At 44.7% G+C, this 18486-nt stretch carries 21 protein-coding genes and 1 pseudogene; 13 read left to right on the forward strand and 9 right to left on the reverse strand.

Features of this window, described 5'->3' with window-relative positions; all coding sequences use genetic code 11:
- Positions 1-130: 130 nt before the first annotated feature.
- From HMPREF1139_RS06055 to HMPREF1139_RS06070, 4 genes are read right to left on the reverse strand one after another with little or no spacing between them, the layout of a single operon-like run.
- Positions 131-523, reverse strand: coding sequence for a rhodanese-like domain-containing protein (locus HMPREF1139_RS06055; RefSeq protein WP_009650583.1), 393 nt, complete (start codon positions 521-523; stop codon positions 131-133).
- A 37-nt stretch (positions 524-560) separates the two neighbouring features.
- A complete protein-coding gene (locus tag HMPREF1139_RS06060) occupies positions 561-1103 on the reverse strand; it encodes an SCO family protein (RefSeq protein ID WP_009650496.1) in 543 nt (180 codons plus the stop codon).
- A 10-nt stretch (positions 1104-1113) separates the two neighbouring features.
- A complete protein-coding gene (locus tag HMPREF1139_RS06065; protein ID WP_009650573.1) occupies positions 1114-1581 on the reverse strand; it encodes a hypothetical protein in 468 nt (155 codons plus the stop codon).
- Positions 1581-2012 (reverse strand): copper chaperone PCu(A)C, encoded by a 432-nt coding sequence (locus tag HMPREF1139_RS06070; protein WP_009650522.1) that lies wholly within the window; start codon positions 2010-2012, stop codon positions 1581-1583. Before HMPREF1139_RS06070 ends, HMPREF1139_RS06065 begins: the two co-directional genes overlap by 1 nt.
- Before the next feature lie 135 nt (positions 2013-2147).
- On the opposite strand from HMPREF1139_RS06070, the gene HMPREF1139_RS06075 reads away from it, so the two are divergent.
- The 5 genes from HMPREF1139_RS06075 to HMPREF1139_RS06095 all read left to right on the forward strand — a co-directional run bounded on the left by HMPREF1139_RS06075 (position 2148) and on the right by HMPREF1139_RS06095 (position 5246).
- Positions 2148-3113 carry a L,D-transpeptidase family protein gene (locus HMPREF1139_RS06075; RefSeq protein WP_009650510.1) on the forward strand — a complete coding sequence of 322 codons (966 nt, stop codon included), beginning with the start codon at positions 2148-2150 and terminating at the stop codon, positions 3111-3113.
- 2 nt (positions 3114-3115) lie between these two features.
- Complete coding sequence (gene cmeU / locus HMPREF1139_RS06080; protein ID WP_009650536.1) at positions 3116-3355, forward strand: CmeU family protein; 240 nt, start codon at positions 3116-3118, stop codon at positions 3353-3355.
- Positions 3348-4361 carry an alanine racemase gene (locus HMPREF1139_RS06085; RefSeq protein WP_009650504.1) on the forward strand — a complete coding sequence of 338 codons (1014 nt, stop codon included), beginning with the start codon at positions 3348-3350 and terminating at the stop codon, positions 4359-4361. The genes cmeU and HMPREF1139_RS06085 overlap by 8 nt, the downstream gene beginning before the upstream one ends.
- A 61-nt stretch (positions 4362-4422) precedes the next feature.
- Positions 4423-4854: a hypothetical protein gene (locus tag HMPREF1139_RS06090; RefSeq protein ID WP_009650591.1), complete on the forward strand. Its 432-nt coding sequence runs from the start codon at positions 4423-4425 to the stop codon at positions 4852-4854.
- Positions 4845-5246, forward strand: a complete 402-nt coding sequence (locus HMPREF1139_RS06095) for a hypothetical protein (RefSeq protein ID WP_231931832.1) — start codon at positions 4845-4847, stop codon at positions 5244-5246. The genes HMPREF1139_RS06090 and HMPREF1139_RS06095 overlap by 10 nt, the downstream gene beginning before the upstream one ends.
- A 297-nt stretch (positions 5247-5543) precedes the next feature.
- Here HMPREF1139_RS06095 and htpX read toward each other — a convergent pair.
- From htpX to ribA, 5 genes and pseudogenes are all read right to left on the reverse strand, one after another.
- A pseudogene (gene htpX, locus HMPREF1139_RS06100) lies at positions 5544-6403 on the reverse strand (zinc metalloprotease HtpX).
- On the reverse strand, positions 6390-6764 hold the full coding sequence (locus HMPREF1139_RS06105) for a hypothetical protein (protein ID WP_009650590.1): 375 nt from the start codon (positions 6762-6764) through the stop codon (positions 6390-6392). Before HMPREF1139_RS06105 ends, htpX begins: the two are co-directional and overlap by 14 nt.
- On the reverse strand, positions 6755-6955 hold the full coding sequence (locus HMPREF1139_RS06110; protein ID WP_009650535.1) for a PP0621 family protein: 201 nt from the start codon (positions 6953-6955) through the stop codon (positions 6755-6757). Before HMPREF1139_RS06110 ends, HMPREF1139_RS06105 begins: the two co-directional genes overlap by 10 nt.
- A complete protein-coding gene (gene rsmG / locus HMPREF1139_RS06115; protein WP_009650527.1) occupies positions 6948-7508 on the reverse strand; it encodes a 16S rRNA (guanine(527)-N(7))-methyltransferase RsmG in 561 nt (186 codons plus the stop codon). The genes HMPREF1139_RS06110 and rsmG overlap by 8 nt, the downstream gene beginning before the upstream one ends.
- A complete protein-coding gene (gene ribA, locus HMPREF1139_RS06120) occupies positions 7501-8070 on the reverse strand; it encodes a GTP cyclohydrolase II (protein WP_009650507.1) in 570 nt (189 codons plus the stop codon). The genes rsmG and ribA overlap by 8 nt, the downstream gene beginning before the upstream one ends.
- Before the next feature lie 61 nt (positions 8071-8131).
- Here ribA and hemB point away from each other — a divergent pair, with 61 nt between their 5' ends.
- The 8 genes from hemB (at position 8132) to HMPREF1139_RS06160 (ending at position 18484) form a co-directional block, all read left to right on the forward strand.
- The gene (hemB, locus tag HMPREF1139_RS06125; protein WP_009650556.1) at positions 8132-9109 is read left to right on the forward strand and encodes a porphobilinogen synthase; all 978 of its coding nucleotides are present in this window, start codon (positions 8132-8134) and stop codon (positions 9107-9109) included.
- A 25-nt stretch (positions 9110-9134) separates the two neighbouring features.
- Positions 9135-10049: an ornithine carbamoyltransferase gene (gene argF, locus HMPREF1139_RS06130; protein ID WP_009650487.1), complete on the forward strand. Its 915-nt coding sequence runs from the start codon at positions 9135-9137 to the stop codon at positions 10047-10049.
- A 19-nt stretch (positions 10050-10068) separates the two neighbouring features.
- Positions 10069-10560: a DUF2603 domain-containing protein gene (locus tag HMPREF1139_RS06135; protein ID WP_034966229.1), complete on the forward strand. Its 492-nt coding sequence runs from the start codon at positions 10069-10071 to the stop codon at positions 10558-10560.
- The gene (gene hemN, locus HMPREF1139_RS06140; protein ID WP_009650548.1) at positions 10553-11914 is read left to right on the forward strand and encodes an oxygen-independent coproporphyrinogen III oxidase; all 1362 of its coding nucleotides are present in this window, start codon (positions 10553-10555) and stop codon (positions 11912-11914) included. Before HMPREF1139_RS06135 ends, hemN begins: the two co-directional genes overlap by 8 nt.
- A gap of 107 nt (positions 11915-12021) precedes the next feature.
- Positions 12022-13722: a TolC family protein gene (locus HMPREF1139_RS06145; RefSeq protein ID WP_009650577.1), complete on the forward strand. Its 1701-nt coding sequence runs from the start codon at positions 12022-12024 to the stop codon at positions 13720-13722.
- A gap of 8 nt (positions 13723-13730) precedes the next feature.
- Positions 13731-14396, forward strand: coding sequence for a transglutaminase-like cysteine peptidase (locus tag HMPREF1139_RS06150; RefSeq protein ID WP_009650455.1), 666 nt, complete (start codon positions 13731-13733; stop codon positions 14394-14396).
- Complete coding sequence (locus HMPREF1139_RS06155) at positions 14393-16342, forward strand: bifunctional diguanylate cyclase/phosphodiesterase (protein ID WP_009650592.1); 1950 nt, start codon at positions 14393-14395, stop codon at positions 16340-16342. The genes HMPREF1139_RS06150 and HMPREF1139_RS06155 overlap by 4 nt, the downstream gene beginning before the upstream one ends.
- 3 nt (positions 16343-16345) lie before the next feature.
- The gene (locus HMPREF1139_RS06160; RefSeq protein ID WP_009650523.1) at positions 16346-18484 is read left to right on the forward strand and encodes a type I secretion system permease/ATPase; all 2139 of its coding nucleotides are present in this window, start codon (positions 16346-16348) and stop codon (positions 18482-18484) included.
- Positions 18485-18486: the final 2 nt, after the last annotated feature.

The raw sequence follows: 18486 nt of genomic DNA on the forward strand, positions 1-18486 counted from the left end.
AGCTGAGCGCGTAAATCGTGCTATAGGTTCGGTGCTTTGCGGAGCAAGTAGGGTTTGCGAAGCAAGTGTCAATTTTATAACAGAGCCAATTTTTTTAAAATGATACAGCTTTTAGCGTAAATAAGCCCGTTTATTTACCGCTATAAGGCTCGGCCTTATAGCCTTTTGAGATGAGCCCGCTCATGCCACCGTCTAGGTTTGTTATATTGGCGTCCGCGCTATCTGCGAGATTTGCTGCGGCTAGGCTTCTGCGTCCGCTCCTGCAGATAAAAGCTACCGGCTTGCTAAGATCGACGCCCGAGTCTTTTAGCTTGGCTAGAAATTCGCCTTTGTCATTAACGAGTGTAACTAGCTTCGCGCCTTTGATGACGCCGGTTTCTTGCCACTCACTAGGGGTCCTCACGTCGACGATCTGCTCGAATTTTTCTACATTTTGAGGAGAGGCCTCGAGAGTTTCTATTTTGGCAAATGCCGCGCTTACGCAAAGCACGAGGCATAGCGTAAATTTTGAAATTTTGTTCATGATTATCCTTTTTTATCTTGCGACGCTTAAAGCAGGCTCAAGGTCGCTCTTTGATCATATTTTGTAGGTTTTCTTTGATGTTTTCTTTTGTTAGATTTGAAATCTCGCTGAAAAATTTCCCCTCTTTATCGAGCAGATAGATCGACGAGCTATGTGCGATAGAGTAGTCTAGCGCGGAGTCTTTGAGCTGGACTTTTTTAAATTTCACTCCGTAATGTTTCGTGACTTGGGCTAAATTTTTCATCTTGAGGCCGATCGAATTTTTGTAAAAATTTTGCGCCATTAGGGTCAAATTCTCCGGAGTGTCGCGCTCGGGATCTAAAGTAACGAAGATAAGCTCGAAGTCATCGCGTTTTAGCGCCTCTAGCTGCTCACCCAAAAGAGAGAGTGTCGTCGGACAAACATCGGGACAAAAAAGAAAGCCAAAATATATGGCTTTGTATTTGCCGTCAAAATTTTTAAGAGTCACTTGACCGTTCGCGGAGTCGGCGGTGAAGTCATATTTGTTTGGCTTGATGAGCAAAAATAAAGCCCCACCGCAAATGAGCAAAAATACCAAAAATCCAAACACCTTTTTCATTCGCCGCCTCCTAAATTTTAAGGTCAAAGTCTATGTGAAGCCCTATTTTAGAGCCTTTATCCGTCACGTCAAATCTATAACGCATGATATCGACCACGCAGGCGCTAAGCACGACCTGAGCGAGTAGATCGTCGCCTTTTTGCTCTAGCCTCGCGCGTATGACGCCCATGTCCATGTTTAATCCGTAAATTTCAAGGCCGGGCTCTTTAAGGGCTAGCTTCGCGCCGCCAGCGATCTTTAAAGTGACCGGCCTCATCGCGTAGATCGGCTTTGGATTGAGCTCGAATTTCAGCTGCTCGCCGTTAAAATCCACAGGGCACGCGGCTTTGTTCATATCGCACGCCAAAGGCTCCAGCGTAGTGCTGAAATTTGCAAATTCAGGCGGATCGTCGCTGCTTGTCATAAAAAATTTATAACAAACCCAAAATAGCCCCACCGCTATGAATAAAAACGAAAAAATGGCTAGGAACTTTTTCATTATTTGAAATTTTTAGTCACATTGATACTGTCAAATTTCATCGTCTCACCGTTGCTAAATTTTAGCTCAAGATCGACTTTGTCGCCGTCTTTTAGAGGCTTATTAAGATCGATGAGCATGACATGAAGGCCGCCTGGAGCCAGCATCACTTCGCCATTTTTAGGCACGTTGATATCTTTTACCTGCACCATCGCCATCATACCATCTGCCATTTTATGAGTGTGCATCTCGGTGCTTTTGCAGACGCTTGATTTGACGCTAACTAGCTTTACATCGGCATTTGAGCTATTTTTGATATTCATAAAGATAGCGCTGTTGTTAGTGCCCGGTTTAGTGTCCCTAGCTCTGATGTTGTCGATGCTGATGTCGCCCGCAAATAGGCTCATGCCGCCAAAAGCCGCGAAAATGGCCACTAAAACAAATTTTTTCATATTTTTTCCTTTAAAGAGATTTGATAATAATTTTTAAATTATACAATCTAATGACCTAAATTTATGTTTAAAGGCGTGAAAAATATAAATTTTAAGCTATAATTACGGATTAAATTTCACAATTCGGGGTTTTGATTGAAAAAAATAATTTTCCCTTTTTTCATACTGGCGGCGAGCCTTAGCGCTCAAAATTACGAGGATATCTATCTTAAAAGCGGTGCTGGCGCCGTCATAAAGGCGATAGAGAAAAATATTTTAAGCAAAGAATACTGGGCTAAAAGACTTGATGGCAAAGACGTAAAATACGGCTACTACGACAACGAGGTGCTGCTTGCGGTAGTCGATAAAACGGGCAAAAAGCTGGAAGTGCTTTCTTATGATAACGGCAAACTGGAACGCGTTTTTGATACCGGCGTGATAGTGGGCAAAAGCGGAGACAAGCTCTTAGAGGGCGATCTAAAAACGCCTGTGGGAGTCTATCAGCTTACGCGCAGATTTACGCCAAGCGATCCGTATCTAGGGCCTCTTGCCTTTTCGCTTTCGTATCCAAACCTGCTTGACAAACTAGCCAAAAGAAACGGCGGAGGCATCTGGATACATGGCTATCCGCTTGACGGACAAAGGACGGACGAGCTGAAAACCAAGGGTTGCGTCGCGATGGAAAATGACATTTTGATGAAATTTGACAAGGTTATCGACCACAAAAAGACGCTGGCGCTCATATACGAGGACGTGAGGCCTCAGACCAACGCAAGTGAAATAGCCGCGATCATATCGGGACTTTTTGCATGGAAAAAGACATGGATCGAAAACGATATAGACAGCTATTTGAAATTTTACGATAAAGATTTCGCGCGCTACGACGGCATGAGCTTAGAAAATTTCAAAAGTATGAAAAAATCGATATTCGCGCGAAAAGAGAGCAAGAGCATAGCGTTTTCAAATTTTCTCATCACGCCTTATCCAAATCTCAAAAAAGATAAGCTTTTTCGCGTGAGCTTTTTTGAGGATTATGCGAGCGCTACGCATAAATTTGCGGGACAAAAGACACTTTATGTCAAGCTTTACGGCAATGATATGAAAATTTTTATCGAGGAGTGAAAATGCAAGATAAAAATGTAGTAAAACAAAAAATAGAGGCGATTTTAAAGGCTAGGAGCGAATTTTTCACCGAGCTAGACAGGCAAGTGCCAAAGAAAAACGGCACTGATGTTTTTGACTTTGACGCCGTGAAAAAGGCGGATATAAAAGAGATCTACGCGAGATTTTACGCTTATGATTACAGCCTAAGAAAGCTCTTGCCCGATGTTTATGACGCATTTGATGTGAATTTTAATGTCTGAGATACATTTAAATAAAAAAGCCTACATCCACAATCTAATGCAAATTTCAAACAAAGCCGGCGGCAAAGAGCGCGTCATGCTCGTGCTAAAAGACAACGCCTACGGACACGGCGCAAAGCTGATAGCCGCTGCGGCGAGCGAATTTGGGATAAAATTTTGCGCTGTAAAAAGCCAGAGTGAAGCTCTTGAAATACAGCGAAATTTCGAGAAAATTTTGATCCTTTCGCATATCGCAAACGGCGATGAAGATCAAAATTTCATATACGCCATAAACGACATGAAAGGGCTTAACCGCATAAAGCGTGGCACGCGCATACATCTAGTCATAGATACGAATATGCACAGAAACGGGCTGAAATTTAGCGAGCTTGAAGCGGCGTTTGGGCCCATAAAAGAGAGAGGTTTAGCACTTGAGGGCGCATATACGCATTTTCGCGCGAGCGATGAGATGAACGCCGATTATTTCGTGCAAAGGCAAAATTTCAAAGAGGCAAAGGCCGAAATTTTAAGGCTTTGCGAGAAATTCGCCATGCCTCATCCGATCTTTCACTCACACAACTCCGCCGCGCTCGAGAGATTTGGCGAATTTGACGACGATATGGTCAGAGTCGGCATAGCTCAGCACGGATACGCGCAGTTTGACGATAGTCTAAATTTAAAACCGGTGCTTAGCCTCTGGGCGCAAAAGGTGAGCGAACGCGTGCTAAAAGCGGGTCAATGCGTAGGCTACGGGGCTAAATTTTGCGCCGATAAAGATATAAATATCGCTACTTACGATCTAGGATACGGCGACGGCCTACTTAGATACGCTGGAGATGGCGAGCTACCGCTTGCAAACGGCAAGGCGATGCTTGGCAAGATGTCGATGGACAGCTTTAGCTGTGAGGACGCGGGCGAGTGGGTCTGCGTGTTTGACGATGCCAACGTTTGGGCGCGATATTTTGATACGATAAACTACGACATTTTGGTAAAGCTCTCACCAAATATCAAACGAAAATTCGTCTAAACGCGATCTTTACTAAATTTTTAAAATTTACAGCTAGAATAACATCATTTAAAGGAAATCGATGAGAAAGATCATTCTGGCATTTTTGACATGCTTCGCCTTTGGCATGGACAAGAACGAGATAAAATTCTACGAGCAGATACTAGCAAGTCTAAAAACCGAGCAGATACCGCCCTTTATCGCTCAGCTGGCAAAGGAAAACCTGCCTCATAGAGTCGATGAGATGGTGACTTTGCAGTCGCTTAGCTACAAGGGGCTTGATATCGAGGCGAATTTCGCGCTAAACGATACTGAAAATAGAAAAATTTCGCGATACAGCGCAAACGAGATCAGATCCTTGAAAAAAGAATTTTACGAAAATGGTAAGGCCGCCTTATGCGCTACGGCGATATCTCACGCGGTGCTAAATCGCGGCATAACGCTAAAGGGCCGATACGCGCTTGATGGTAGGCATTTTTTTGATATCAAAATGGACAAAAGAAGTTGCGAATAGCCATTTTCTTGCTGATTTTGTGTGAAATTTCATTTGCCTCAAGCGCCGAGCAGGCAGCGGAAAGATACGCGAAATTTTATAAGAAAGCTTTACCTCATAGATGCAACTCAAACCTCGTGCTAAACGATATTTTAAACGTTTCTGATACTTTGATCTACAGATACGGGGTAAATGATACGAAAAAGACTTGGGTCACGAAATTTAACGAAAACGAGCTGAAAAAATATGCGCAGGAGACTAAAAATTTAAACCTGCGCGAGGCCTGCAAAGATAAAGAGGTGCTTGCTTTGCTTGATGCAAATATCGCGCTACAGCAGCTTTTTTACGATGAGAACGGCAAGCTTTTGTTTGAGTATGAGATCACGAGGCTTGATTGTCTAAATCAAAAATGAAATTTTATCCACTATAAAAGCTGTCCTTGTCGTATTTTGGCGGTCAGCTACCGCATCCATACCTCGAGCGAAGTTTTCTACTTCGTTCCACTCGTAGCCCAAGGGGACGCTTCGACTTCGTCTTATTCAAAACACTGCCCGTGTTTTTCCTGTAACATAGCGTTGCGAACGCATTAAGATTTGACTACGCCAGGGCGTCATAAAATTTTTAAATATCTACACTTTTTTTAAAACGGGGTCAAATTTTGATTTCCCTTAGGCGCTTTTGTTTGCTAAAAAGCTAAATTTAGCCGCAAATCATCGATTTTTTAGCTGCATTCCTATCTTTTTTAGCTCGGCTATACGATCGCTCGTGCTAGGATGCGTGCGAAAGAGCGTGCTTAGCGTGTTTTTGATGTCGCCAAAGGGATTAATAATAAACATATGCGCGCTTTGCGGCGAGGCGTTTTGCATCGTGTATGAATTCGAGTAGTTTTCGAGCTTATTTAGGGCGCTTTCTAGCCACTCGGGATGCCCTGTCAGTAGCGCTGCACCTTTATCGGCTTTGTATTCGCGCTCTCTGGATATCGCCATTTGTATGATCGTGGCAGCTAGTGGCATTATGAGCGCGATTATCAGCATTATGGCTGCATTGCCCTTTTGTGTGTTGCGGTTTGAGCCTGAAGCCGCGCCGAATTTTGCGAAATTTGCCAGCATCGCGATAGCTCCGGCCATCACTGCGGCTATCGAGCCCGTGAGGATATCATAGTGGCGCACGTGGCTTAGCTCGTGGGCTAGCACGCCCTCTATCTCGTTTTCATTAAGCAGATTTAAAAGTCCCTCCGTGACGGCTACTGCGGCGTGGCTGGGATTGCGACCCGTGGCAAAGGCGTTTGGCGCTCGCTCGGGGATTATGTATACTTTTGGCATCGGCAGACCCGCGTTTTGGCTCAACCTACGCACTATCGCGTAAAGTCCTTTTGCGTTTTTTTTGCTGACCTCTACGGCGTTGTAGCGTTTTAGCACGAGCTTGTCGGAAAAAAAATATGAGAAAAATTCATCCCAAGCGCGACTAAAAATGCGATGATCATACCCTGCTGACCGCCGACGTAGCCGCCTACAAAGACAAAAAGTAGCATCAAAACAACCATCAAAAAACAGGTCTTAAAAATTTCCACCGATGATGCCTTGTCTGAATATCGCGACGTCTACGCCAAATTTAGCCAAAATCTCAAGCTCGTCCTCGCTTTTTATCACGCAGGCAATCTTGCTGTCAAAGAGATAAAACTGCGCTAGATCCGCGATCTCTTTGGCCTCGTGGGTGCTGCAAACGATAAATTTCGCTCCTGCGGCGTTTGCGATGATAGCCTCGCTAACATAGCGGCAAATGACGCTAAATTCAGCATTTAGCTCCTTTGCGCGCCCTATCGCATCCTCGTCGTATTTAAATAAATTTTGTCTCTCGTTTGAAATTTCATTTTTGGATTGCACCCAAAATAAGGACTCGTAGGGCACGAGCCAGTGACCGATCAGTTGCATCGCTCATCCTTTATGCACTCTTTGCAGATGTATCTACCGCTACTTAAAACTGTCTCTTTCATATCGACGAAAGTACCGCATTTAGCGCACTCGACGAAATTTTGCGCCTCTTTGTCGCCGCGCTTTTTCATTTTAAAAAACACGATATAAACGGCTAGCAAAATAGCCAAAAATATTAAAATTTTACTCATTTTCTTTCCAGTCTCGTTTTACATTTAAAAATACATAATTTCTATTTTTGACGCCGTAAATTTGCGCGTCAAGTCCGTCCAGCTCGCCCTCTACGCTGCTTCCTTTGTAGAGTAAAATTTGCGTCTCATTGTCATAAAAGCCGCGGCAAATTTTAAGCAGCTCTTTTGTCTTCATCAGCGCGCGGCTGGTGATGAGCTGCGCTACAAAGGGCTCGCAAGCCTCGATCTTACAGCTTTTGACACTCACGTTTTTTAAATTTAGCTCGGCTTTGACGTAGCTTAAAAATGATGATTTTTTCGCATTTGGCTCAAAAAGCCACCACCGGCAATCCTTTAAAATCATCGCCAAAAATATCGCGGGAAATCCCGCCCCGCTGCCAACATCGATCGCCGTTTCGGGGTAAAATTTAAGCCATTTAAGCGGACTGATGCTGTCGCTGATTTGCTCATCAAAATTTTTATAATTCGTCAGGCTATGCACGCGGTTAAATTTAGCCAAAATTTGCGTAAATTTTGCCGTTTGCTCGCTAAAATCGCTTGGAATTTCAATCATCGAGCATATGCCCCATTTGCTCTTTTTTTACCTTCAAGTAGCCCTCGTTAAATTTATTTGCGTGTATGACGATAGGCACGCGAGAGACGATCTGCACGCACTTTAAGCCCATTAGCTTTTGCGGATTGTTCGTGAGTAAATTTATCTTCGTGATGCCAAAATGCTTTAAGATAAAATCCACGATCTCGTATGTGCGCTCGTCGGCTTTAAAGCCCAGCTGATGGTTCGCCTCGATCGTGTCAAGCCCGCTGTCTTGGAGATGATAGGCATTTACTTTGTTTAAAAGCCCGATATTTCGCCCCTCTTGACGCAGGTAGATGACCATGCCGCCATGCTCCTCGATGTATTTTAGGCTAGCTTCGAGCTGGTCGCGACAGTCGCATTTTAGGCTACCGATGGCATCGCCGGTGAGGCATTCGGAGTGGATGCGGACATTTACGACCTCGTCAAAGGGTCTTTTAAATATCGCCAAATGCTCCTTTTCGCCCTCTTTGAACGCCTTTATCTCAAACATCCCAAAACGCGAAGGCAGGTGCGCCTCGCTCGAAAGGTTTATATTCATAAATTTTTAACTCCTAATATGATACACTAAGGCAAAATTGTAGCAAAGTAAAGGCAAAAATATGTTTAAACGTTTTAGAAGACTTAGGATAAATCCGCTGTTTAGGGACCTCATAAGGGAGACGAGCCTAAGTGTGAACGACTTCATCTATCCGCTTTTTGTCGTGGAGGGCAGGGGCGTGAAAAAGGAGATCGCCTCGATGCCGGGTGTCTTTCAGATGAGTGTGGATGAAATTTTAAAAGAGTGCGCGGCGGTCATAAATTTAGGCATAAAGGCGGTGATTTTATTTGGCATACCAAGCGTGAAAGATAGCGTAGGCTCCGATGCTTTGAGCGACGAGGGCATTATCGCCGTCACGCTTCGAGCTATAAAGGATAAATTTCCAAATTTACTGGTTGTAACCGATCTGTGCTTTTGCGAATACACCGACCACGGACACTGCGGCATCCTAGATCACGTCCATCAGACGGTCGATAACGACGCGACGCTGGAAATCTCCGCCGCGCAGGCTCTCGTGCATGCTAAAAACGGCGCGGATATGATCGCGCCAAGCGGCATGATGGACGGTATCATCGCCACACTTCGCGGTGCGCTCGATGAGAATGGCTTTGAAAATTTACCGATAATGGCGTATTCGACGAAATTTGCGTCGGCTTACTACGGACCTTTTCGCGATGTGGCGGAGAGTGCGCCTAGCTTTGGCGACCGCAGGAGCTATCAGATGGATAGCGCAAACCGCCTGGAAGCCGTGAGCGAGAGCCTAGAAGACGAGGCGCAGGGGGCGGATGTTTTGATGGTAAAGCCCGCGTTAGCATACCTTGATATCATCCGCGAGCTACGAGAGGCGACGAGACTACCGATATGCGCGTATAACGTGAGCGGAGAATACGCACTTTTAAAAGCGGGCGCAAAAGCTGGCGTCATCGACTATGAGCGCGTGATGATGGAGACGCTCGTGGGCTTTAAGCGCGCGGGAGCTGACATCATCATCAGCTATCACGCCAAAGAGGCGGCGGAAATTTTGAGGCGAAATTTTTAAATTTAGCCTAAATTTAAGGAATAAAATGAGACATTTTTTGACGCTTGATGATTTTAGCAAAGATGAAATTTTGCAGATGATAAATTTAGCCGGTAAGATAAAAAAAGAGGCGAAAGTGCGGGAATTTAAGCCGTATTTAAAGGATCAAACGCTGGCGATGATATTTGAGAAAAGCTCGACCAGGACGCGCGTGAGCTTTGAAGTAGGGATGTATCAGCTGGGCGGGCACGCGCTATTTCTAAGCGCAAACGACCTGCAAATCGGACGCGGCGAGCCGATAAAAGACACCGCGCGCGTGATAAGCTCAATGTGCGACATGGCGATGCTGCGCGTCAATCGCCACGAGACGCTTGAAGAATTTGCAAAATTTAGCCAAAATCCCGTCATAAACGGGCTGAGCGATAAATTTCACCCCGTCCAGCTCATGGCGGATTATCTGACGATGAGGGAGCGCGGAAGTGGCGAGAAGATCGCCTACATCGGAGATGGCAACAACATGGCGCACTCGTGGCTGATGCTAGCTAGCAAGCTTGGGCTCGAGCTTCGTATCGCAACGCCAAAGGGCTACGAGCCGGATGCTAAAATTTTAGAAAAAGCGCAACAAAACGCTAAAATTTCAGGGGCTAAAATTTACCTCTCAAACGAGCCAAAAGAGGCAGTCTCGGGCGCGGACGTGGTGACGACAGATACGTGGGTGTCGATGGGGCAAGAGGCACAAAAAGAAAAACGCTTGCGAGAATTTGCAGGCTTTTGCGTCGATGAAAATTTGATGAGTTTAGCCGCTAAAAACGCGATATTTTTGCACTGTTTGCCGGCGTATCGCGGGTATGAAGTGAGCGAAGCGGTGTTTGAAGCGCATGCGGATGAGATTTTCGCAGAGGCGCAGAACCGCCTGCACGCGCAAAAGGGCGTGATGGTCTGGCTAAATGACAAAAGATAAATTTAAAAACGAGATGAAAATGAGTGAAGAAAAAAATGAAAAAGCCTATGAAAAAATAGACGAGATCAGCAGTAGTTTGGGGCTAAAGGACGATGAGAGGACGATATTTGAGATCGTTCCTACGCAAAATCCAAACGAGCACGTCCTGAGTCTAAAAAGCGGCTCATGGGACGGCGTAGAGCCTTGGTTTGGCATAGATGAGCATCAAAATTTACACACGATGGTTTCGATAAAGTCGCTCTCGGCGCTCATCGAGGCTTACCGCGCAGCACAAAAGGAAAATTTCGACCTGCGGCTTGAAAAGACGATCTGGCAAAACGTTCCGGTCGATTTTAGCGATGTTTGGGTCGTTGCGATGGACGAGATAAAAAAGATCGCCGCCGAGCAGAAAAATAAAAATTTCAACATCGACCTCGACCAGCTCGTAAAAAACATAAAAAAAGAGCATCCGAATTTATTTGTAAATATCAAAGAGATGATGCAGTTTGCAAGGAGCAGGGCAAATGATTGATTTTAGCGCCTATGTGAAGTATTCGCGTCCTGGACCGCGCTACACGAGCTATCCGACTGCGCCAGAATTTAGCGATAAATTTAGCTACGATGACTACGTAAACGAGCTCAAAAATCGCGATAAAAGCCGCCCTCTATCGCTTTATCTGCACCTACCGTTTTGTAGGAGTGCGTGCTATTTTTGCGGCTGTAACGTGATCTACACGAGCAAAGACGACCGCAAAGAGCGATATATCGGCTACCTTAAAAAGGAGCTTGAAATTTTAAGCGCACATCTGGATACTAGCGTGCCCGTGCTGCAAATGCACTTTGGTGGCGGCACTCCGACATTTTACGATGCCACTCAGCTTGACAGGATCATTCGTCTTATCAAGGCGAAATTTCAAAATTTCTTGCCAAACGCCGAAGTAAGCTGTGAGATCGATCCCAGGTTTTTAAACGAAGCGCAGCTTGACGTGCTGGTCTCGCACGGCTTTAACCGCGTTAGCTACGGCGTGCAGGACTTTGATGAGAAGGTTCAAAAAGAGATCCACCGCATCCAGCCATACGAGATCACGCAAAATGCGGTGAATTTAGCGCGTAAAAAGGGCATAAACTCGGTAAATATGGACCTCATTTACGGCCTACCTTATCAGAGTTTGGATAGCTTCAAGCACACATTAGAGCTTGCCCTCACGCTCGATCCGGACCGTCTTGCGATCTTTAATTACGCTCACGTGCCGTGGATAAAAAAATCTATGCGTAAATTTGATGAAACGACGCTGCCAAGCCCGCAGGTAAAGCTTGAAATTTTAAAATATACGGCGGAATTTTTGACGAAAAACGGCTACAAGATGATAGGGATGGATCACTTCGCAAAGCCAAACGACGAGCTTTTTGCCGCACTTGCAAATGGCACGCTGCATAGGAATTTCCAAGGCTACACGACAAAGGGCGGAGCCGATCTGATCGGTATCGGCGTCACTAGTATCGGCGAGTGCAAACGCCATTACGCGCAAAATTTCAAAGATATGGATCAGTATGAAGCCGCGCTTGATAGCGGGATCTTGCCTTATGCAAAAGGTATTTATCTAAGCGATGAGGACTTGCTCAGAAAGACCGTGATAATGAGTCTGATGAGTAACTTTACACTCGATATAAAGGCGGTCGAGGCCGAATTTGGCGTGAAATTTTTCGAGCATTTTAAAGGCGAGCTAAAACAGCTTGAAGAGCTGAAGGATTTTGTAAAGATCACTCCTGAAAAGATCAGCGTAAATGAGACGGGGACGCTCATCATCCGTAATATCGCGATGTGCTTTGACGAGTATTTGCAAAAAATTCCTGAAAATTTGAGGCGCTACTCAAAAACGATTTAAATTTTAGGTTACAGATTATTTAAAAAACGTTTAATTCTCTTTTATGTATAATAAACGGCTCATAGAAACGACGTGTTTTATCGAGCCAAAATAAAAAGGATTTTACGATGAAAAAAATGTTTGCAATCAGCGCTCTTACGGCCGCTATGGTGTTGTCCGCACAGGATATGTCTTATAGGATCTTCGTCGCTACGTTCAGCCAAAACGGCGATCAAAACAGAGTAAACAACGTAGTAAAAGAGATAAGCGATAAAATTTCGCAAGACTCCAGGCTAAGTGTGGGAAGCTACGATCTAAACGGACGAAAATTCGTCTATGTCGATACTACGCCAGTCTCCGCCGCGCAGGCTAACGAGCTACTGGGCAAAGTAAGAGACGCGTCAGGATATAAAGATGCGTTCATGAAGCGTAAAGATAATCAAACTACAAATGAAAATTCCGCTACAAACAACACCGGCGATACCAAAGCCGACATCGAGCAAGCGATGGCAAAGCCGGATCAAGCCCCCGCACAAAAGAGTGACGATAGCATTTTAGCCCTAAACGATGTCGTAAGGTCCGTTTTGAACGAAAATCCAAATTTAAAAGCGGTCGAATTTAACTATCTGCAAGTGGGCAAAGACCTAAATATGGCTAAAAACGCTTACTATCCGACACTAGACGCTTCAGGTCGCGTAGGATACGAGAGAAAGCGCCTTGATAACGGTATAACGACACAAAAAGGCGACGGCAGGGTGTCTGGCGCTACTTTGACTTTAGTCGAAAATTTATATAACGGCGGCGCGGATAAAAACAGGATAAATTCTCAAAGCGCTCGCATGGACTCGGCTGCTTACAGCGTGGCTCAGGCTGCTGATAGACTGTCTTTAAACATGACTAATGCGTATCTGGAAGTCATAAAAACCAAGAAAATTTTAGAGGTAGAAGAGCAAAACGTCAAAAATCATCAAGAAATTTTCGATCAGATCAAAGACAGAGCGCAGTCAGGATACGGCATAGTCTCCGAGCAGCGTCAGGCCGGCTCTCGCTACACCTTGGCCCAGTCAAACTACGTGGCTGCAAAAAATAATTACGAGGACGCGCTCTCTACGTTTGAAAAGCTATACGGTAAAAAGGTAGAGGCTAAAAATTTGATAATGCCTGATTTCACGCTTCCTTTACCTGCGACAAAACAAGCCGTTTACGATAAAGCGATGCTTTGTAACCCGTCTTTATTGGTGCAGCGATCAAATATCGCTATGGCCGAGTCGGTGGTAAAAGAGAAAAATGCGCCGTTTTTACCGAAAGTCGATCTGGTAGTATCTGGCGGATACGATCACACGAACGTGCTTTATGATAATTATGAGGAGCAGACTTTCGATGCGCTCGTGAGGCTAAACTACAACCTTTATAACAAAGGAAACGATAAGCTGGATAAAGAAAAAAGTAGGCTAGCGGTGCAACAAGAGCAGCAAACTCTGGACAATCTCTTAAGAGAGCTTAGAGAGTCTTTGGAATTTTCGTGGCAAAACTACACTTTAGAGCAGGAAAAAATGAGCTACTTAAATCAGCACGTCGAATACGCTAAAGCGACGCTGGACGCATATCAGGACGAATTTAGGATAGGTCGCCGCGACCTTATAAATTTGCTCGATGCAGAGAGCGAGTACAATACCGCGCTAAAAGAGATAATAAATACCGAAACGGCGCTGCTTTACGCGAAATTTAGGCTGCTTGACAACATGGGTATGATCTCTGATAGCTTCGAGCCTGGTTTTGCAAAGAGATATATCCAGGGTGCTTGCAGTATTCAAAACGATCTAAGGTAGCCTAGGATATGACCAAAAAGGTCGTAAAAGCCTTAAGGGCGCTTAGTTTTGGCGCTCTTTTATCTATTTTCGCATGTGGGCTGGTAGCTGATTTCATAAAATCCTCCACGATAGCGAAAATGGGTCAAATTTACGGAGAGGACGCCAGAAGAAGAGCAAGTGCTTTAAATGCACTGATGGCCTCCTTGCAAAATGCGAGCGTTCAAGAGAAGCTCGTTAAGGTCAATGATTTTTTCAATGCGTTAAGATGGACTACCGATATGGAAGTTTGGGGCAAAAAGGATTATTGGGCTACGAGGATGGAATTTTTAGGTAAGGGTGCGGGCGATTGCGAGGATTACGTGATAGCGAAGTATTTTACGCTAAAGCAGCTTGGAGTCCCGACGGATAAGTTATATTTTACCTACGTCAAGGCTCTAAAATACAATCAAGCTCACATGGTACTTTCGTATTATGAGACGCCAAAATCGATCCCACTCATACTAGACAACATAAACGGCAAGATCAAGATCGCGACACAAAGGACTGATCTTTTGCCGGTTTATAGCTTTAACGGCGACTCGCTTTATCTCGCAAAGCAAGAGGGACTGGGGCAGGTCGTTCCGGGCGGCAATAAAAAACAAAACCCGAAATGGTTGGAACTGATAGATAAAATGCAAAAAGAGGATTTATGACACTATTTAAACAGATCATGTTGGCTGTGATAGCTTTTGGTATCGTGATATTCATGGCGGTAGGATATTTGAATTTTAAAAGCTTAAATAGCTACATCAACGATCAGCTTGGTGAAAATGCCAGGCATACGGCAAATTCTTTAGGACTGGCGCTAAAGCCTATCATAGATCCCGACGATATGTCGATGGCTGAAACGATGATAAATTCGATGTTTGACAGCGGTCGCTATCAGCTCATAAAGCTTGAAGACGTAGACGGGAAAATTTTGATAGAAAGCTCTCAGCCTACCCAAGCTATGGGCGTACCGGAGTGGTTTTTCAAATTTGCAAAATTTGAAGCGCCTATCGTTCAAAGCGAGATAATGACCGGCTGGACGAAATTTGGCACTCTTTACGTTCAAGGCAGCACCGCGCTTGCTTATAACGAGCTTTACTCCAATATAAAAAATATATTTGAATTTCTACTCGCCATGATAGCTGTCTCGCTTGTGGTGAGTTATTTCGGGCTAAAGGCGATATTCAAGCCTTTATTAAAGGTGCAAAATCAAGCCGAAGCGATACTTGATAATAAATTCTTGATCCAAGAAAAGATCCCTTTCACGACCGATCTTAGGCAGATGGTGCTTGCGATGAACTCGATGGTCAAAAAAGTCGAGGATATATTTGAAAGAGAGGCCGCTACGCTCAATAAATACCAAGAGCTGCTTTATAAAGACGGCATGAGTGGAGCTTACAACAGGAGATTTTTCCAGACTAAATTTAGCGAATACCTTGCAAGCGAGGAGTATTCTCGCGGTGCGATTGTGCTTATAAGCTTTAAAGAGCTTGTAAATTTAAAGAAAATTTTAGGCTTTGAGAAATGGCAAAGCTTTATTATAAAGATCGCTCAAATCTTAAAAAGCTGCGTCGACGAGAGCAAATTTAACGCCGTGATAGCCAGGCTAAATGACAACGACTTTGCGCTCTTGATGCCGAGTGTAGATCCTCAAAGCGTTACCGGCCTTACGGAAAAGATAATGGACGAGATGAAAAAAACGTATCAGCATTTTGCCATCAACGAAAACGAGTATCCGGCAAACGCCGCGATAGTGGATTACGAGCCAAAAAGCCAAATAGGCACTTTGCTGACGACAGCTGATGTGACACTGGCAAATGCACGTTTAGAGGGAAATTTCACATATAAAATTTTTAAAGACAGCACGAATGCGCTCATCATGGGTAAGGAAAAATACCGAGACCTCATATCAAAATCCATGCAAAACGATATGTTTAAATTCGCCTCTCAAAAGGTCGCCAGCAGCGATGATAAATTTGAGCAATACGAGCTTTACTTGCGTCTTGTGGACGATGAGGGTAAGTGGCAGATGGCTTCTTATTTCATGCCGATGGTAAACGAACTCGACCTTGGTGCGGCGCTTGATCTGCATATTTTAAACAGGATAGCTCAAATTTTACCTAGCAAAATTTTACCTGACGGCTCTTTGGCGATAAATTTGGGCAAGGAAATTTTAAATTCCGACGAGAATTTTTACAAGCTCGAGGCTGTGCTTAAGAAAATAAGCGCTTCGTCTAAATTTAAAAACTATATAGAAATTCCAAACAAAGACGATATTAGCTTGCAAAGCGTGATAAAGCTCACGAATAAGCTCAAAGAATTTGGCTTTGGCTTTGGCTTTGATCACTTCGGGCTCGACGCTAAAAGCATCGAGAGGCTAAAAGAGCTAAATCCTGATTATGTTAAAATTCAAGCCGCAAACATCATAGACTTTTTCAGTGAAAACGGCAGTGCGCAGACTAGGCAGTCGCTTGAGGTCATCATGAGCTCTAAAGACATCAAGCTCGTAGCCATCGGTGTTGAAAGCGAGGAGCAAAAGAAAAAGCTGCTCGAGCTTGGCATTATGAATATGCAAGGAATTTATATCGATGAGATCAAAAATATTGGATGATAAATGCACAATGAAAATATAAAAGACGAACTGCTCGAGTGTTTGGTCATCTTCACTAAGCTTCACAACAACCCTTACAGCGCCGACGCTCTCACGATAGGGCTACCTGTCGAGGACGGCGAGGAGATAGAGCTCTTTTCGCTAAACGGCTCGAAGTCGCTTTTTTCTCGTGCGGCGTCTCGTGCGGGGTTCGCCTCTACTCTTGTCAGAAAAGAGCTCGAGGAAATTTCACCGCTCGTTTTGCCCTGCATTTTGATGCTTCGAGGTAAAAAGGCGTGCATCTTACAGTCCATAAGCCACGATAAGAAAACGGCAAACGTGATAACCCCCGAGCTAGCCTCGGGCAGCAGCACTATCGAGCTAGATAAGCTCAAAGAGGAGTATTTGGGCTACGCTTATTATCTAAAGCGTGAATTCGTCCCGGAGGATACGAACTCCACGAGACTCATCGACACCGGCAAGGAGCATTGGTTTTGGGGAACGCTAAAGCGCTCTAAGAAAATTTACATAGATGTGATCCTGGCTAGCTTGATCATAAATTTATTCGTGCTCGCAAGCCCGCTTTTTACGATGAACGTCTATGACCGTGTCGTACCAAACAACGCCGTAGAGACGCTTTGGGTGCTTGCTCTTGGCGTGAGCGTGGTTTATGGTATCGATCTTTTTTTGAAATTCGTGCGAGCGTATTTCCTTGAGATAGCAGGCAAAAAGAGCGACATCATAATGAGCTCAATGCTCTTTGAGCGCGTCATGGATATGAAATTTAGCAACAAGCCAAAATCGGTCGGCTCGTTTGCCAGCAATATGAAAGAATTCGACACCGTTAGGAATTTCTTCTCCTCCGCATCGATCACGGCGATCGTGGATCTGCCTTTTGCGCTTATATTTTTGATAGTTACATATTTTATAGGCAGCTACCTAGTCATCGTGCCTATCGTCATAATGCTCTCTATCTTGTGCTATACGTTTTTTATAAAAGATCCTTTGCAAAATGCGATAAAAAGCACTTTCGAGGCCTCAGCGGCAAAGAACGGAATTTTGATAGAGAGCCTTAGCGGACTTGAGACCATAAAGACGCTAGGGGCTAGCGGCCATGTGCAGTGGAACTGGGAAGAGGCTACCGGCGAGATAGCAAACAGAAGTATAAAGTCAAAAATGATAACGACCTCGATAACGACGGTCACATCGTTTTTGGTGCAGCTAAACACGATCGCTATCATCGTTCTTGGTGTATATATGATACAAGGCACGCAGCTTACGATGGGCGGGCTCATCGCAGCAGTGATGCTCAGCTCGCGCGCTATCGCTCCGATGGGTCAAGTCGCGTCGTTAGCGGCAAATTTCGAGCAGACAAAGACCGCTTACGCTAGCCTCAGCAAGATCATGCAAATGCCAGTGGAGCGCCCGGAAGGCAAGAAATTCGTAAGGCGAAATTCCTTTGCCGGAAGGATAGAATTTAAAAATGTCAGCTTCACATATCCAGAAACCACGAAAGGCTCGCTAGATAGGATAAATTTCGTGATATCAGCAGGTGAGAAAGTAGGCATAATCGGCAAAAACGGCTCGGGCAAAACGACCCTGCAAAAGCTCATTTTGGGGCTTTACTCACCCACTGAAGGAGCGGTGCTGATAGATGGCATAGATATAAATCAAATCGATCCTGCCGACCTTCGTAGAAACATAGGCTATGTGCCGCAAGATGTCGTGCTCTTTAAAGGCACGGTCAGGGAAAACATCGTGCAAAAAGCACCTTATGTCGATGATATGCAGATCATCAAAGCCGCCAAGATAAGCGGAGTGGACGAATATGTGAATGCCCATCCTTTAGGCTTTGATATGCCGGTTTTCGAGCGAGGCGACGGCATCAGCGGCGGACAGCGTCAAAGTATCGCAGTGGCAAGAGCATTTTTGCTTGATAGCCCTATCATTTTGCTCGATGAGCCTACAAATTCGCTTGACAGTACAGTCGAGAGCAAGCTAAAGGCGAATCTAAAGATAAATATGAAAAACAAAACGATGCTACTCATAACGCACAGGACATCTATGCTAGATCTGGTAGATAGGCTCATAGTCATGGATAACGGCAAAATTCTTTTAGACGGTCCAAGAGACGAAGTTTTGGCACGACTTAGCGGGAAATAAAC

Origin of the sequence: Campylobacter sp. FOBRC14 (assembly GCF_000287855.1) — a bacterium.
In the GTDB taxonomy this organism is placed as follows: domain Bacteria; phylum Campylobacterota; class Campylobacteria; order Campylobacterales; family Campylobacteraceae; genus Campylobacter_A; species Campylobacter_A curvus.

Bases quoted from the DNA above. Each gene is read 5' to 3' on its own strand.
- HMPREF1139_RS06060 (WP_009650496.1), bottom strand. From the start codon at position 1,103: ATGAAAAAGGTGTTTGGATTTTTGGTATTTTTGCTCATTTGCGGTGGG.
- ribA (WP_009650507.1), bottom strand. From the start codon at position 8,070: ATGAATATAAACCTTTCGAGCGAGGCGCACCTGCCTTCGCGTTTTGGG.
- rsmG (WP_009650527.1), bottom strand. From the start codon at position 7,508: ATGATTGAAATTCCAAGCGATTTTAGCGAGCAAACGGCAAAATTTACG.
- HMPREF1139_RS06065 (WP_009650573.1), bottom strand. From the start codon at position 1,581: ATGAAAAAGTTCCTAGCCATTTTTTCGTTTTTATTCATAGCGGTGGGG.
- HMPREF1139_RS06145 (WP_009650577.1), top strand. From the start codon at position 12,022: ATGAAAAAAATGTTTGCAATCAGCGCTCTTACGGCCGCTATGGTGTTG.
- HMPREF1139_RS06105 (WP_009650590.1), bottom strand. From the start codon at position 6,764: ATGCAACTGATCGGTCACTGGCTCGTGCCCTACGAGTCCTTATTTTGG.
- HMPREF1139_RS06090 (WP_009650591.1), top strand. From the start codon at position 4,423: ATGAGAAAGATCATTCTGGCATTTTTGACATGCTTCGCCTTTGGCATG.
- hemB (WP_009650556.1), top strand. From the start codon at position 8,132: ATGTTTAAACGTTTTAGAAGACTTAGGATAAATCCGCTGTTTAGGGAC.
- argF (WP_009650487.1), top strand. From the start codon at position 9,135: ATGAGACATTTTTTGACGCTTGATGATTTTAGCAAAGATGAAATTTTG.
- hemN (WP_009650548.1), top strand. From the start codon at position 10,553: ATGATTGATTTTAGCGCCTATGTGAAGTATTCGCGTCCTGGACCGCGC.
- HMPREF1139_RS06160 (WP_009650523.1), top strand. From the start codon at position 16,346: ATGCACAATGAAAATATAAAAGACGAACTGCTCGAGTGTTTGGTCATC.
- HMPREF1139_RS06150 (WP_009650455.1), top strand. From the start codon at position 13,731: ATGACCAAAAAGGTCGTAAAAGCCTTAAGGGCGCTTAGTTTTGGCGCT.
- HMPREF1139_RS06085 (WP_009650504.1), top strand. From the start codon at position 3,348: ATGTCTGAGATACATTTAAATAAAAAAGCCTACATCCACAATCTAATG.
- HMPREF1139_RS06055 (WP_009650583.1), bottom strand. From the start codon at position 523: ATGAACAAAATTTCAAAATTTACGCTATGCCTCGTGCTTTGCGTAAGC.
- HMPREF1139_RS06155 (WP_009650592.1), top strand. From the start codon at position 14,393: ATGACACTATTTAAACAGATCATGTTGGCTGTGATAGCTTTTGGTATC.
- HMPREF1139_RS06135 (WP_034966229.1), top strand. From the start codon at position 10,069: ATGAGTGAAGAAAAAAATGAAAAAGCCTATGAAAAAATAGACGAGATC.
- cmeU (WP_009650536.1), top strand. From the start codon at position 3,116: ATGCAAGATAAAAATGTAGTAAAACAAAAAATAGAGGCGATTTTAAAG.
- HMPREF1139_RS06070 (WP_009650522.1), bottom strand. From the start codon at position 2,012: ATGAAAAAATTTGTTTTAGTGGCCATTTTCGCGGCTTTTGGCGGCATG.
- HMPREF1139_RS06110 (WP_009650535.1), bottom strand. From the start codon at position 6,955: ATGAGTAAAATTTTAATATTTTTGGCTATTTTGCTAGCCGTTTATATC.